The organism is Acinetobacter sp. AB03, assembly GCF_058107045.1.
The window spans coordinates 2,679,773-2,694,602 of the sequence record NZ_JBUEBA010000002.1; the positions used below are offsets into that span (position 1 = coordinate 2,679,773).

At 40.8% G+C, this 14,830-nt stretch carries 12 protein-coding genes and 2 pseudogenes; 4 read left to right on the forward strand and 10 right to left on the reverse strand.

Annotated features, from left to right (window positions below):
- Positions 1–9: 9 nt before the first annotated feature.
- Positions 10–1,734 (reverse strand): potassium-transporting ATPase subunit KdpA, encoded by a 1,725-nt coding sequence (gene kdpA / locus ACY3FQ_RS13555; RefSeq protein ID WP_039890241.1) that lies wholly within the window; start codon positions 1,732–1,734, stop codon positions 10–12.
- A gap of 313 nt (positions 1,735–2,047) precedes the next feature.
- On the opposite strand from kdpA, the pseudogene ACY3FQ_RS13560 reads away from it, so the two are divergent.
- Positions 2,048–2,443 (forward strand): annotated as a pseudogene (locus ACY3FQ_RS13560) (undecaprenyl-diphosphate phosphatase); the annotation flags it as partial.
- Positions 2,444–2,556: 113 nt separating this feature from the next.
- Positions 2,557–2,823: pseudogene (locus tag ACY3FQ_RS13565) on the forward strand (hypothetical protein); the annotation flags it as partial.
- A gap of 99 nt (positions 2,824–2,922) precedes the next feature.
- Here ACY3FQ_RS13565 and ACY3FQ_RS13570 read toward each other — a convergent pair.
- Complete coding sequence (locus ACY3FQ_RS13570) at positions 2,923–3,804, reverse strand: hypothetical protein (protein WP_004777874.1); 882 nt, start codon at positions 3,802–3,804, stop codon at positions 2,923–2,925.
- Between the two features lie 185 nt (positions 3,805–3,989).
- On the opposite strand from ACY3FQ_RS13570, the gene ACY3FQ_RS13575 reads away from it, so the two are divergent.
- Positions 3,990–4,262 carry a pyocin activator PrtN family protein gene (locus ACY3FQ_RS13575; protein ID WP_004644614.1) on the forward strand — a complete coding sequence of 91 codons (273 nt, stop codon included), beginning with the start codon at positions 3,990–3,992 and terminating at the stop codon, positions 4,260–4,262.
- On the opposite strand, the gene ACY3FQ_RS13580 is transcribed toward ACY3FQ_RS13575, so the two are convergent.
- On the reverse strand, positions 4,246–5,394 hold the full coding sequence (locus ACY3FQ_RS13580) for a tyrosine-type recombinase/integrase (protein WP_489774186.1): 1,149 nt from the start codon (positions 5,392–5,394) through the stop codon (positions 4,246–4,248). The genes ACY3FQ_RS13575 and ACY3FQ_RS13580 overlap by 17 nt on opposite strands.
- Before the next feature lie 133 nt (positions 5,395–5,527).
- Between ACY3FQ_RS13580 and dusA the strand changes: the two genes are divergently transcribed.
- A complete protein-coding gene (dusA, locus tag ACY3FQ_RS13585) occupies positions 5,528–6,550 on the forward strand; it encodes a tRNA dihydrouridine(20/20a) synthase DusA (protein WP_424904590.1) in 1,023 nt (340 codons plus the stop codon).
- Between the two features lie 62 nt (positions 6,551–6,612).
- On the opposite strand, the gene ACY3FQ_RS13590 is transcribed toward dusA, so the two are convergent.
- The 7 genes from ACY3FQ_RS13590 to ACY3FQ_RS13620 all read right to left on the reverse strand — a co-directional run bounded on the left by ACY3FQ_RS13590 (position 6,613) and on the right by ACY3FQ_RS13620 (position 14,804).
- Positions 6,613–7,122 carry a hypothetical protein gene (locus tag ACY3FQ_RS13590; protein WP_005400791.1) on the reverse strand — a complete coding sequence of 170 codons (510 nt, stop codon included), beginning with the start codon at positions 7,120–7,122 and terminating at the stop codon, positions 6,613–6,615.
- Positions 7,123–7,186: 64 nt separating this feature from the next.
- Entirely contained in the window at positions 7,187–8,296 is a 1,110-nt protein-coding gene (locus ACY3FQ_RS13595; RefSeq protein WP_005400792.1) for a DUF695 domain-containing protein, read from the reverse strand.
- Between the two features lie 100 nt (positions 8,297–8,396).
- A complete protein-coding gene (locus ACY3FQ_RS13600; protein ID WP_005400793.1) occupies positions 8,397–9,164 on the reverse strand; it encodes a tRNA threonylcarbamoyladenosine dehydratase in 768 nt (255 codons plus the stop codon).
- Positions 9,165–9,278: 114 nt separating this feature from the next.
- Positions 9,279–12,032: an aconitate hydratase AcnA gene (gene acnA / locus ACY3FQ_RS13605; protein WP_489774189.1), complete on the reverse strand. Its 2,754-nt coding sequence runs from the start codon at positions 12,030–12,032 to the stop codon at positions 9,279–9,281.
- 127 nt (positions 12,033–12,159) lie between these two features.
- Entirely contained in the window at positions 12,160–12,975 is an 816-nt protein-coding gene (locus tag ACY3FQ_RS13610) for a TatD family hydrolase (RefSeq protein WP_489774430.1), read from the reverse strand.
- 12 nt (positions 12,976–12,987) lie between these two features.
- Entirely contained in the window at positions 12,988–13,938 is a 951-nt protein-coding gene (locus ACY3FQ_RS13615; RefSeq protein WP_489774190.1) for an RsiV family protein, read from the reverse strand.
- Between the two features lie 47 nt (positions 13,939–13,985).
- Positions 13,986–14,804: a hypothetical protein gene (locus tag ACY3FQ_RS13620; protein ID WP_489774191.1), complete on the reverse strand. Its 819-nt coding sequence runs from the start codon at positions 14,802–14,804 to the stop codon at positions 13,986–13,988.
- Between the last annotated feature and the right edge of the window lie 26 nt (positions 14,805–14,830).

Below are 14,830 nucleotides of genomic sequence, written 5' to 3' on the forward strand. Positions count from 1 at the left end.
TACTCCCCCTTAACCTTGAACCAATAACAGATGATCAGCAATTGGCCCCAAGACCAGGGCTGGCATAAATTGCAATAAGGTCAACATCACCACAATGGCAATTAAAGTCAGTGCGAATGTTGGCGTTTCGACTTTTAAACTGCCGCTGCTTTCAGGTGCTTGGCGTTTAGCAGCTAAACGTGTAGCGATGATTAAAGGAATAATTAATGTCGGGAAACGGCCGAGCAATAAAGCAATACCGCATGTGACATTCCACCACACGGTATTGTCTGATAGCCCTTCAAAGCCTGAGCCATTGTTGGCAAATGCAGACACATATTCGTACAGCACTTGAGAAATGCCGTGGTATTGCGGATTACTGTTGCCCGTCAATTCAGGAAAAAATACAGTTATTGCGGTTAAACCAAGAATGACGATGGGTTGGATCAAAATCACAACAGCGAGCAGCTTGATTTCACCGGCTTCAATTTTGCGGCCAAACAATTCTGGGGTGCGGCCGGTCATTAAGCCTGCAATAAAGACTGCTAAAAACAGATAAATAATGAATTGCTGTAAACCACAGCCAATCCCGCCCCAAATGGCATTGATCAGCATATTGGACAATTGCACCATACCTGTGAGCGGTGCAGATGAATCATGCATCATATCCACTGAGCCGTTATTGACTTGGGTGGTGACCGCTGACCACAAAGCAGATGATGCCTCGCCAAAACGCACTTCTTTACCTTCCATGGCGGAAAGCAATGTCGAAGTCGATGAAAGGCTTTCTGACCAGATAGCGCTAGTCGCAGAAATGATCGACATCAGCAGCATTGAAGCAAAGACCAAGCCTGCGAATTTGGCGCGTTTGGTGAAAAAGCCCAGCATAAAAATCACCGAAACAGGGATCAGTAAAATCGCAAGCATTTCCAGAAAGTTTGACAATGGTGTCGGATTTTCCAAAGGTACACTGCTGTTCGGACCATACCAGCCACCACCATTACTGCCCAATTGCTTAATTGCTACCATGGGCGCAACAGGGCCTAAAGGTATTTTTTGCGTTGTTAATTCGCTGCTTTGGTCGATGACTTGAACTTCTGGGCCGCCTTGAAAAGTCGATGGTACGCCTTGGCTAGTGAGCAATAATGACCAAACCATGCATAAAGGAATCAGAAAGCGGAACGTCGGACGAATCACATCGGCCCAATAGTTGCCGACATTAATTTGTTGCACTTTATGCTTAAAGCTGGTCTGTTGATCGGTTTCAGAAAGTGCATTGGATTGTTTGTAGAACAGTGCTCGAACTGTAGCCACCACCATCGCCAGGCCCATCATCGGCGTGAAGATCTGCAAGCCGACAATGCCGACCATTTGCGATAAATAAGACAGTTGCGCCTGTCCTGAATAGTGCTGCTGGTTGGTATTGGTCAGAAACGAAATCATGGTATGCAGCGCCAAATCCCATGACATATTCGGTGCATGGTTTGGGTTCAACGGCAGGCTGGCTTGAACCATAAATAGAGTCCAAGTCACCAAACCGATCACTGCACAGCTCATGACAAAATTGAATGAATAGGTTTTGACATTCATCCCCCGTTTGGGATTGATTCCTAAAACCGCGTAAATGGGCTTTTCAATCCAATTGAATAGAGGATCAATTTTCATATCGCGGTTGTGCATAATTGCTGCGAGGTATTTACCCAAGGGATAAGCCAGAACAAAGACGATGGCTAAAAGCAAAGCAAACTCTAACATGGCATTTCACTCCTATGTTTCAGAGCTGAAATCTGCATGCAGATATTGAAATAACGTTTATTTTGATTATTTAGTACAACGCAATTTTTTTGATGCTGTACCTGCTGATGCGCGTGAATGACCGCACTCATGTTTTTCATCCTAAGCATTGGGATATTCCAAAATCCAGTATGAAAAATAAGACCGTAAAGTCTCTATTCATAACTTTGGATGCCGCGTAAAGAAAGCGTAAAAATTTAGCTCAATGCACTTATAAATGCAGAAAAATATCTTAAAAGTGATGGCTATTATTATTCTGTGACTCACTTTATTTATGGATATAATTTCAGTACTTAAAGCCTTATTTTTAGGTTTTATAGAAGGTTTAACGGAGTTTTTACCCATTTCCAGTACTGGTCATTTAATTTTATTTGGCCATTTAATTGATTTTCATTCAGGCTCAGGCTGTGTCTTTGAAGTTGTCATTCAACTGGGCACAATCTTAGCCGTTTGTTGGCTCTACCGTAAAAAAATTATTAATCTACTACATGGTTTTATATCAGGTGATTACCATGCGAGACGTTTTGCGATAAATGTCTTCATTTCATTTATTCCTGCAGTAGTGATCGGAGTTATAGCTGTTGATTTTATTAAACAAGTTTTATTCAGTCCTTCGGTTGTGGCATCTGCACTGATTATTGGTGCACTGTTAATTTTTGCTGTAGAAGCGGCTTTGTTGCATAAATATGTAAGCATCTGATTTAAATAAATTTAATTTTGGATCAAAAAATAATCAAAACTTTTAAAATCATATAGTTATGAAATCTTTGTGCAACAAAGCCGGCTACAAATCAAACCATTGAATTAGAGAAAATTAAAGCTTTTTTAGGCGAGATTAACGAAGCAGATCAACAAAGCATTAACCAAACTCTTGCACCCGAAGCACTTGGCGAAATTGAAACTCAATTGAGAAACGAATGCGCAAAACAAAAGCAATTTTTAACAATCAAAAATCAACCAAATACCAATTATGCTTTAGGGTTTGATCAGCATCATCAATATGGCAATACCGTACAAAATGACGATGAAGTTGTACCAGCTCAAACCTGAGCTGAGCTAACAGTTACTCATTTCTAGGAGCAAGCAGCAATAGCACACCTCATCCACTTGCTGCCTAAGAACGAGCCCCCCTCATCACCTCAATGATATTCATAATTGAACTTGGATAATCTCTTTCAATAAATCAGGACGACGCCTTAAGTGATTGACCAGCACTTCATCGCAATATGCTGTATTAAATGGGAGTTGCTTTTGCTGTGGAAAATACCGCTCTGGATGCTGTAGAAACTGTTCCCATTTTTTATTTTCATTCTGTAATTCCCTGATCTGGTTTAGATAGGTTCTATCCTGAATTTTAAATGACACACCAAAATCATCATCTTCACAGGTGTCTTTATTTTCGTTATTTTTTCTGGCTTCTGTTAAATCTAAAATTTTCTGTTTATTTGTCTCTAATCTGCTTTGAACCCATTGCAAATCAAACTCTCTAAACTTGATTTGCAGCGTGGGTAAAATCAGTTGTACTGCCTGCGAAGCATTTTTAAATCTGCCATTTTTTTGAGCATAACCAGTTAATTCTGAATAGAATATTTCAAGCTTTTTATGCAACAGCGGCGCATATCGTTTTCTTATATTCAAAATTCCATTGATTCTACGCTTCAAACTCGGGTTATAGGTGTAGACTCTACCGCCTTCATCAACAACCAACTCAATATATTTATTTAATATTTCAGAATATTTCTCATTAATCTGCTGCTGTCTATAATCACGAATCCCCTCTATTACCGTATTAATTTGACCAAGCAAATTCAGCAAGTCCTGTACCGAATACGTTTCACCAAAGAACTGCATTTGGCTATGCTCTACCATCAGTTCAACCAAAAATTCGCGTTCTGACGCTTCAAACTCAGTCTTTGGGTCAGGATCGCTTATTATTTTATGTTCTCTTAAAAAACGTCCAGCATGATCCAAAAAGCAATTCAGAATTTCATCCTGCAATTGCTCAAAATCAAGAAGTGTGCAATTTTTCATTTATGAATCTAAATAATAGTTTTCAATATGTTATACCACAACTCTAGTAAAATATTATTTCTAATTATTAGTATTACATAAAGACCTACATCAAAAAAATAAGATTAAGACATAGGGATGGTCAGCCTTACTTCAAAGGTGACCCATTCAAATTAAAAAAGTTTTATGTATGGAATACCCACTTCATGAATTGCTTTCAAATTAATACTACCGAACTACTTTTTATAAAGTATCGTTCTATGACCGTTGAACTAATGACAGTAGTTTCTGACTATTATCCCCACCTCAGCAAAGCCGAAGCACTGAGAAAAGCGAATAATCAACAATTCCCTTTCTCAGTATTCAAAATAGATAAAAGTAAACGTGCTCCATTTTTGGTACACATTAAGGATCTTGCTGCTGTCTTGGATAAGCAATATTCAGAGGCATCCAAAGATTTTGCTACGTTTCATCGATGAGGCGTAGCACCTCCTCCAACTGTAATATATTTCTTCTCGCTTTCACTGATACATAACGCTGTAAACTCCCCCAAGAATCGTGCAAACTTACTTTCTGAATTTCAGGAATAGTAAAACTCTGTTCAGCTAATCGAGTACAGCCTTCATGTCTCAAGTCATGAAATCGTAAATCTTCAATCCCCAAAATTTTACAAGCTTCTCTAAACTCTTTACCCAAAATTTTGGGATTCAAAGGCAATAACAAATTTTCATTATGTTCAAGCTTTAGCATCCGTTCTCGAACTTCTGAATGTTTCAGTCTTTTGATCAGCTCCTTACAAGGATCAAGTACATCAAATGACTTATGATTACCTTTAGAACCATTAGGATTCTTTAAATCATGCACTTTCCACGTTGAATGATGTGGGTCATAATCTCGAAGATACAATCGTGTTAATTCAGCTTCACGTCTGCATGAGAAAATTGCAAACCACATAATCAAATGCATTGGGTATTTAGAGCCATAACGATTTAGCTTCCATCGTTCTGCAAAATACTTCGTCAATGCAATCAATTCATCTCTCGAAGGCAGTCGGTCTCTTTTTTGACTGGAGGATATTTGACGTGTTTTTCTTAACTGAGCAGTAGCCTTATCGAAGCTATTTAAATCAATATCCATTTCCCACATAACAGCAGCATGAGAAAGAACACCTCTGATATGTAAAAGCTCATGTTGCAGTGTACTAGTCGCAATAGGTTCAAGATCGAGGTACGGAATTCCACCCTTCCTTAAAGCCACATGCTCGGCCAAATGTACTGATTTTATTTTTGTGATAATATTGCGCGCAATTGGTAGCTTCTTAATTAAGAGCAGAGAATAGCGTTTCGTCCTTCCGTACTCGCTCCCGACTTCATCCAAATATTTATCTATGGCATCTGATAAGGTCAGATCAATCAACTTTTCTTTGCCAAGCAAAATATCAGGATTTTCTTGAATTTCGACTTCTCGTTTCTTAATCCAGTTTTCAGCTAATTTCTTTGAGTGAAATGTTTTACTTTCAGAAAAAGCAGGAAAGCCCTTTCGAGTGATTCGAATCGCAGCACGATAGTTAACTTTACCATCTGCACCTTTCCTTGCTGTAATTGAACCCATAATTTACACCAAAAGCTATTTTTTCTATTATGGTGTAAAATTTGGTGTAAATGCAAATGGATTCACCCACCTAAACACAGGTTCAAACAAATTCTCGCAGGTTGCAGAATATAGATTAAAGGTATGATTTTTAATGACTATTAACAAAAACATTGAAAACACTCAATCTCCACGAATTAGTGTTGCGCCGATGATGGATTGGACGACCAAAGATTATCGTTTCTTTGCCCGCTTATTTAACCCGAATGTCATCCTTTATACCGAAATGGTGACCACTGGCGCGATTCTGTTTGGCGGTGCAAATCGTCATCTCGACTATAACAATGAAGAACACCCGATTGTGCTACAACTCGGTGGCTCAAATCCTAAAGACTTAGCCACTTGTACCAAAATGGCACAAGACTGGGGTTATGATGAAGTCAATTTAAATGTCGGCTGTCCAAGCGACCGTGTACAAAATAATAAAATCGGGGCCTGTCTCATGGCAGAACCTGACCTTGTCGCTGAATGTATTGCTGAAATGCAAAATGCCGTGGAGATTCCAGTCACGGTAAAGCATCGTATCGGGATTGATGACATGCATTCTTATGAAGAAATGCTACATTTTGTCGATACAGTCACGAAAACGGGCTGCGATAATTTTATCGTACACGCACGTATTGCCTTGCTTCAGGGGCTTTCTCCGAAAGAAAACCGTGACATTCCCCCACTACGTTATGAAGATGTCTATCGTTTAAAGCAAGAACGTCCAAATCTATTGATTGAAATTAATGGCGGGATCAAAACCTTTGCTGAAACACAAGAACATCTCAAACATGTTGATGGTGTGATGATTGGTCGTGAGGCCTACCATAATCCCTACCTTTTGGCAGAGCTGGGACAGCTGTGGAATTTGGATCTACCTGATCGCTTTGAAATTATTGACCAAATGCTGCCGTATATTGCAAAGCGTATGGCTGAGGGTGCGCCATTGTCGATTATCACGCGCCATATTTTGGGTTTATTCCAAAACCTTCCGGGTGCTCGAAAATGGCGTCAGGCTTTAAGTGGTGGTAATGCCAAGACTTTTGCCGATGTTGAAAATGCAATTCTTAACATTAAAGACGCAATGCAACGCACCGAAGATTATTTAAAAGAACACACTCTAGCTCAGTAATTTAGAACGTTGATCTAAACGAAAAAAGCGAAGCATCTGCTTCGCTTTTTTATGTTTCACCGTTATAGCCGAGTACAAGCTTTCACTAAAGCACGCTTGTGTATATTGGTGACACATTTTATTGTTTCAGTCTTAAAATCATAATGATAGGAAATATACTTTCCTGCAATAAGCTCGCTGACAAAGGGTTCTTTTCTAAAGTAAGCCGTAGTTATACAACCATGTAAATCAGGGGTGGCATTTACTTTAATCTGTTCAACAAATTGACTTTGCTGATGAATTTGATCCTGTAATTTTAAAATACGATTCATATTTTGAAATTCTACGGATTGAGCAATCTGTTGTATATTTTTAAAATGACAAGCCTGCGTGACATCATCATGATGCTGATGCATTGACCAAACCAATAATGACTGTATATCACTCATCATTTCTTTGGCTTCATTGACCTGATTTAAAACATAAAAATGACGAACGGTTGAGTAAATAGCATATACAACACCACAACTCAAAATGATCCCTAAAGCCACTATTGTAACATCAAGTTTGGAATGCCCTGAAAGATGAGTCATGGAGCTGCTTTATCCCTTTATATTTTAAAAGTGCTTCAGGCGAACTCTTCTTTTATATAAGAGCTTAACCGGTAAATTTACTCAGAGCACGCCAGTATTTGTCTTTAAACAAACTGACCTCTATTTCAAAGTTGCCTTTATATTTTTCAATCACTTGATCAATGACCTTGGATGGTTTTCTAAACTCTTTACACGCAAAATATATAGTTCTTAAGTGATTACCCGTTTCACGACCTATATTTAAATAGCCATCCACATCCTTAAGCTCTTGTAATAATGCATCTTCTATCAAATCCAGTAGTTCATAATCTGTAGACGCGGACATGCCATTTGAATGCTGACCATAATAAGAGATTTCAATCAACATCATCCATGGATGTGAGGCTTTTTGATCCCATGTTAAAAGTGTACGATTTAAAGTCGCCAGCAACGGTAGACCTTCATTGGTTTCACCTTCCAAACTGACAAATTCATCGGCATCCGTATTTGAACGGGTAATTTTGTCTAATCTTGAAATTTCACTACTTTTTAAAATTAAAATGTTTTTGAGCAAGTGAATCGGTAGCAATTCTTTTTCGGCATCTTGCTTAGACTGGACAGAAACATTGTCCAATTTGGTAACCGCATCGTACTCGCCCAAATAGTTGTCGAGGAAAATATACACAGCCTGTAAAAACGCATCGTTTTCAGCTGCATTATATTCATCATGTACCACGACCAGATCAATCTCATCGGGATATTCGGCTTGCTGGTTAAAATAAAAAGATAAAGTCTCCTGACTAAACTCATAATCATGCATATTAATCCCGACTTGATGAATATCGCTTTCAGGTTTAAGCGCAGTGAACTTCCACCCTGCAATCTCAGGTGCAGCTGCAATCAGCTCTTCCACAAAGACAATATTTGGAATGATGCCATCAGGGGTAAGAATTAATTCAGCTGTTTGTGGGGTTAACATGCCCGTCAGAAAAAAGATGCCGCAATGGACTTTTTCCAATTCAGGCGTCAATCGATCAAAGAAATCTCGCTCGATTTCAGTTTTACTGCCTTGATTCACAATGTGGTGAAAATGCTGTTGATGCTGCTGAAACCATTGCCAAAATGCAGTATATGCATTTTCATTCGCAGGCGTTTTTTTGTTTTGAGAACCCCATAATTTTTTTAAAAAGCTCATTTTTCTTTTCTCTTTTTTTCTATTGGTTTCAATATTTTTTGTGGTCTAAGGACTGTATCCATATATCGATGTATACAGTCCAATTAAACCTAAAACAGTATTATTGTTTCGCTTTCATTCCATCTAATTTTTTCAGCACTTCCGCCACTGCCACCATCGCAAAGCTTGAAGTCACCACCACCGCAGAACCATAGCCACCACAACGTAGGCCCGCACTTGGACACACATCTGCACTGGAAAATGGATTATCAATCGAATACACACAGCTAATGCCGAACTTTTCTTTTGGTTTTTTACAAATTCCCATGCCACGTAACTGGGTTCGAAGCTTCGCCAACATGGGATCTTGTTCGGTTTTAGACAAATCAGCAACTCGGATTTTTAGTGGGTCGAGCTTACCACCCGCTCCCCCCGAAACAATCAATGGGATCTTATTAAAACGGCAGTGCAACATCAGTGCTAATTTAGCTTTGACGTCATCAATACAATCTAAAATTAAGTCTGGTCGATGTTCTAAAATTTCTTTGACATTTTCTGGGGTTAAATAGTCATCGATCAAATTGATTTTGATCCGTGGATTGATGGATCGACAACGTTCGGCCATCACTTCAATTTTTTCATGACCCAAGGTTGAGCTCATGGCTGGCAATTGACGGTTAACATTCGAAGCCGCAATTGAGTCCATATCAACCAGTGTTAATTCTCCAACGCCTGTACGCGCTAAAGCCTCTACTGCCCACGAACCTACACCACCAATTCCGATCACCATGACATGACTTTTTTCATAATATGAAAAGGCCTCGTCTCCATAAATTTTGGCTACACCAGCAAAACGGCGGTCATATTCATCATGTTGCAGATCAGTCATGCGTACATCTATATCGGTAAAATCATGTTCATTTTACCTGAATACGACCTTGGATTGAATGTATCGCTACAAACAATAAAGCCCTGCTACTGACAGGGCTTTATTTCATTGAGATTAGGCTGCAATTAAATTACGCAGTACATAATGCAAAATACCGCCAGCTTTAAAGTATTCCACCTCATTCAAGGTATCAATACGGCACAACACTGTAAATTGGTCTTGGCTGCCATCTTCTCGAAGCACCTGAATATCCAAAGTTTGATGCGGCTGAATATCATCCGATAATCCATGAATCGAAAGTACTTCACGACCTGTCAAGTTTAAGGATTGGCGCGTTTGTCCATCGACAAATTGCAATGGCAATACTCCCATACCAACCAAATTCGAACGGTGAATTCGTTCAAAACTTTCGGCAATCACCGCTTTAACCCCCAATAAGTTCGTGCCTTTGGCAGCCCAGTCACGTGATGAGCCTGTGCCATACTCTTTCCCAGCAATAATGATTAACGGCGTATGTTGCTGCTGATAAAACATAGAGGCATCATAAATCGGCAAGGTTTCTCCTGTTGGAATATAGATCGTGTTTCCACCTTCTTCTCCACCGAGCATTTCATTTTTAATGCGGATATTGGCAAAAGTGCCTCGCATCATCACTTCATGGTTCCCACGTCGAGACCCGTAAGAGTTAAAGTCTTTGGGTTCAACCCCTTGCTGTTGCAAATAGCGTCCTGCGGGGCTGTCTTTCTTGATATTACCCGCTGGGGAAATATGATCGGTGGTGACCGAGTCTCCAAGCACAGCCAAAATACGTGCCTGTTCAATATTGGTAATCGGTTTCGGTGGCTTACCTATCTCTTCAAAAAATGGCGGGTGGCGAATATAGGTTGAATTCTCTTGCCAAGCATAGGTCTGACTTTGAGGAATCTGAATCTCCTGCCATGCTGCATCACCATCAAATACTGCGGCATATTCTTTATGGAACATCGCGGTATTTACGCTCTGTAGCGCATGATCAATTTCAGCCTGACTCGGCCAAATATCCTTCAAGTAGACTGCTTGCCCATCTTTGCCGAGGCCGATCGGTTGCGTGGTCAGGTCTGTACGGATATTGCCCGTCAAACCATAAGCCACCACCAAAGGTGGCGAAGCCAACCAGTTGGTTTTCACCAGAGGATGCACACGCCCTTCAAAGTTACGGTTGCCTGAAAGCACTGAAGCGACATTGAGATCATGGCACTGAATGGCTTCTTCAATCGGTTCAGGCAGTGGTCCAGAGTTACCGATACACGTGGTACAACCATAGCCAACAAGGTTATAACCCAACTCATCCAAATACGATGTTAAACCTGCCGCAGCCAAATAATCGGTCACCACTTTAGAACCGGGCGCAAGCGAACTTTTCACCCACGGTTTACGCTGTAGACCTTTTTCAATGGCTTTTTTGGCAAGAAGTCCTGCAGCCAACATTACACTTGGGTTTGAGGTATTGGTACATGAGGTAATGGCTGAAATCACCACATCACCATGATTCAATGGATAGGACTTTCCATCAATAGTGCAAGATGGCTCCTCATGCGGCAGATTGGCTTTTTTAGCTTCAACAGCTGTGCCACCGCCTTCATTTTCTAAACGCTCTTTGGCTTCTTTGGCTGGCTTGAGATTTAGTTCCATCAAATCATGAAAAGTTTTAGGTACATCTGACAGCAAGACACGATCTTGCGGACGTTTAGGGCCTGCCAAACTGGCCTGCACTGTACTCATGTCCAAGCTCAAAGTATCGGTAAAAACGGGTTCATCACCTGCATTTCGCCACAGGCCTTGCGCTTTACTATAGGCTTCAACCAAATCAATCCGTTGTTGCTCACGACCTGTCAACGCTAAATAAGCCAAGGTCACGTCATCAATGGGGAAGAAACCACAAGTTGCACCATATTCAGGGGCCATATTGGCAATAGTCGCGCGGTCAGCCAAAGGCAAGTCGGCTAAACCATCGCCATAGAATTCAACAAATTTACCAACCACGCCTTTTTGGCGTAGCATTTGTGTGATGGTTAAAACCAAATCTGTTGCGGTAATGCCTTCATTGAGTTTCCCTGTGAGTTTGAAACCAATGACTTCAGGAATTAACATGGATACAGGCTGCCCGAGCATCGCCGCTTCAGCTTCAATCCCGCCAACACCCCAACCAAGCACGCCTAAGCCATTGATCATGGTGGTATGCGAATCTGTTCCCACCAAGGTATCAGGGAACGCAAAAGTTTGTCCCTCATCCTCCCCCAGCCATACAGCTTGAGCCAGATACTCTAAATTGACTTGGTGGCAAATTCCTGTACCGGGCGGGACAACGCTAAAGTTATTAAAGGCCGATTGTCCCCAGCGTAGGAATTGATAACGCTCACCATTGCGTTGCATTTCAATTTCGACATTTTCAGTAAAGGCATCTTTATCCGCAAAATGATCAACCATCACGGAATGATCAATCACCAAATCGACAGGGGACAAGGGATTAATCAAATTCGGATCGCCACCCGCTTGTGCCATTGCAGCACGCATCGCAGCCAAGTCAACCACGGCAGGAACCCCTGTGAAATCTTGCATCAGCACACGTGCAGGCCGATATTGAATTTCCTGATCAGAGCTTCTGGTTTTTTGCCAATCGACTAGGGCTTGAATATGCTCTACTTTTACACTTTTTTGATCTTCAAAACGGAGTAAATTTTCGAGTAAGACCTTTAAAGACTTGGGTAATTGATCAATATTACCCAATGTTTGGGCGGCTTGAGGGAGGTTAAAAATTTGATAGGATTTTTCACCCACCGTGAGTGTTTGTAATGCATTGAAACTATTGATTTTGCTATATCTGGCCATTCGGTTGCCCTCCCAGTATTGGCGAATTTATTTATTATGATGTTCTTTCTTTAATGTAAGCCTGTTTAGAAAAGAATGTGTTCCCTTTTGGTTATCTTATTTTTATCGAGATTATTGTCTTATTCTTCTAAAATTTTAAATTCAACGCAGCCAATGAGTTCTGCCAGAGTTGAGTTGCTAGCGCCCACTCAGTCTGATCCAATGTCTGTGCGAGACTCTCCAAAACATAAGGTAAATTCACCGGTGTATTGCGGGTACGGTGCTCAGTCGATGTTTGACAACACAACGGCGTCATATCTGGACAGTCCGTTTCAATCACCAAATGTTCACTACCAAGTACTTGCACCACTTGATGCAATTTTTTGGCATTTGGATTGGTGATTTGCCCTGTCACCCCAATTTTAAAACCGAGTTTGACCAAGGCCTTGGCTTCTTCCACCCCACCACTAAAGGCATGAGCGATACCACCGAATTTAAATTTTTGGGCTTTTAAAATGGCAATACTTTCTGCATGTGCTTTGCGAATATGCAATAACACAGGTTTTTGATATTGCTTAGCAAGTTCCAGTTGTTCAGAAAAATAAGATTGCTGCTTGGCGAAAAGTGCAGGCTGTTTATGCTCTTTTAAAAAGGTGTCTAAACCAATTTCACCCACAGCTACGCAGTCCTGCTGCTGCAGGACCTGCTCTAAACGTTGTAAGTGTTCGGTCTGATGCTGTTCGATATAAAACGGATGTAAACCAGGGGCAAGATAAGAGCACGGAACATTCTTCCAGCTTTTTAATTGCTGATGGGTCTGAATCAGCGTATCAAATCGTGATTCAAGAAAACCAATAAGGACCAGTGCCTCTACCCCAACACGTTTTGCTTGCTCAGCCAAATGTTGCCGATCAGTATCAAAATCGGCAACATCAAAATGAGTATGGGTGTCGAACAGAGGCAAGCTCATGCTTGATTAACTCTTGGCTTCTGAAGCAGCCTGTACGCTCTGTTTGGCTTTTGGTAAGTACTCAGGCTTTAAAATTTTCTGGAGTTGATCATAACCTATAGTTAAGCGTGGTAAACCCACCACATAAGGACCAATTTCATACTCGCCATATTGTAAAATCAGACCTTCAGTGCCCAAGTAATAATTGTTACTCAAGCTAAACTTCCACGCTTGCTCATATTCATCGACATTGGTCGCTAACTTAGAGTCCACAACCCAAGCACGAAAGGCTTCATGCGCTACTCTATTTAACGCCGCCTTCTGATTCGGCAACAATAGATCATCCAAACTCACCAGCTTTTGCTGCTTCAAGTCAAAATTATAATAATGCTGTGACGATGAACCATGTGCACCGCCTAAGTAGCTGCTGGTGTTCAATACCACCGTGGCCAAAGGATCTTTGGCATTTAGAATTTTAGGCTTAATCATCAAACTAATTTGATGGTTAGAACTTAAGGCTTTCAACTCTTGGTCTAAACCCAGAAAAGCAGCCAAATAAGGTTGAACTTGTTTCTCTAGTTTCAGTTTAGGGGTGAGGACTTGGCCCACTACTGCAGGTTCAGAACTTGCCGCCACCGCACTTGATGCCGTGGTATCAGAACTGCTATGCATCGGCGAAATATCAATAATCTGCGATAAATCTTTCACAATTTGTTGATCAATAAAATCATCAATAAATGCTTGATTACTTTGCAAACGATCAATGTTTAATTCTGGGCAAGCATTGCCATCACATTCAGGTAATTCGAATTGTAATTTTTCTGTGTCACCGACCAGCTTTAAGGCTGTTTCTACCTCTGAAGCCGCTGTGGTTTGCGTTGCAGGAGTTTGAGGCTCTTTATCTTTTGGTTGACAGGCTGTCAAACTGATGGCAGCTGCAAGTACGCTGATTGTAAATATTGTTTTGCTTTTTAACATATATAACCTATTACCTTGTGAAGCCGGCTCTTGCTTTGGCCAATGCACTAAAACAGCTGGGTATAGACATCGGCTTTTAATACCTGTTGAGTTTGTGCTTTCGTCAAATAAATATCAAGCTGGGTCCCATCTTTTACAATCTCATGAGTCCGATAATGTAAACCGATGCCCTCTTGGTCAAAAAACCAATCTGCTTGCCCCCAGTACAACTTCGCTGGTGCAGATTTTCGCACTTCGGGTTCTTGTTTCTTCAACCATTCTTGATACGCTTTTTGCACCAATACATTCATCGCCAGCTGCTGTTTCGGGTGAATTAAATCTAATAATGCCACCGCTTTTTGGTTTTTACGATCCGCAACAAAGAAATAATAACGTTCCTTAACATTTACATTTTCTTGATTGGTATCAACCCCAATTTGCATGAGCACAAACTGATTGCGCTGATACGGTATACGCGTATACATCGCCAAGCTATAAGCCTTGTTGCCCTTGAATTCAGCTTGCCATACATCCGATTTTTTCACATAGGCATTAATGGCTTGCTGTAAGTTCATGTCTTGTTTTAAGCCAATCTGATCTTGAATCACTCGAGCCTGACTTTTGGCAATCCATTGGTTTAACCACGGATCTGCCGTTGTTAAGCTTTGCAGATCCAACTCAATACAATTCTTGGTTTCACAAAATGGCTGTGCAATATCAGCCGCTTGTTGCTGAATATTTAAATACGGTAACACTTCAGCCTGCTCTGTTTTAAATACCGAGCCTTTGGCATCTGCATCTGTTTCAGATTGTTTAGAGGAGTCACATGCCGTCAATAAGACAGTCAAACTCACCAATATTGTATAAATAGCCTGTTTCTGCAACATGCGTCTTCCATGAAATTCATGATTAA

Bases quoted from the DNA above. Each gene is read 5' to 3' on its own strand.
- kdpA (WP_039890241.1), bottom strand. From the start codon at position 1,734: ATGTTAGAGTTTGCTTTGCTTTTAGCCATCGTCTTTGTTCTGGCTTAT.
- ACY3FQ_RS13570 (WP_004777874.1), bottom strand. From the start codon at position 3,804: ATGAAAAATTGCACACTTCTTGATTTTGAGCAATTGCAGGATGAAATT.
- ACY3FQ_RS13575 (WP_004644614.1), top strand. From the start codon at position 3,990: ATGAATTGCTTTCAAATTAATACTACCGAACTACTTTTTATAAAGTAT.
- ACY3FQ_RS13580 (WP_489774186.1), bottom strand. From the start codon at position 5,394: ATGGGTTCAATTACAGCAAGGAAAGGTGCAGATGGTAAAGTTAACTAT.
- dusA (WP_424904590.1), top strand. From the start codon at position 5,528: ATGACTATTAACAAAAACATTGAAAACACTCAATCTCCACGAATTAGT.
- ACY3FQ_RS13590 (WP_005400791.1), bottom strand. From the start codon at position 7,122: ATGACTCATCTTTCAGGGCATTCCAAACTTGATGTTACAATAGTGGCT.
- ACY3FQ_RS13595 (WP_005400792.1), bottom strand. From the start codon at position 8,296: ATGAGCTTTTTAAAAAAATTATGGGGTTCTCAAAACAAAAAAACGCCT.
- ACY3FQ_RS13600 (WP_005400793.1), bottom strand. From the start codon at position 9,164: ATGACTGATCTGCAACATGATGAATATGACCGCCGTTTTGCTGGTGTA.
- acnA (WP_489774189.1), bottom strand. From the start codon at position 12,032: ATGGCCAGATATAGCAAAATCAATAGTTTCAATGCATTACAAACACTC.
- ACY3FQ_RS13615 (WP_489774190.1), bottom strand. From the start codon at position 13,938: ATGTTAAAAAGCAAAACAATATTTACAATCAGCGTACTTGCAGCTGCC.
- ACY3FQ_RS13620 (WP_489774191.1), bottom strand. From the start codon at position 14,804: ATGTTGCAGAAACAGGCTATTTATACAATATTGGTGAGTTTGACTGTC.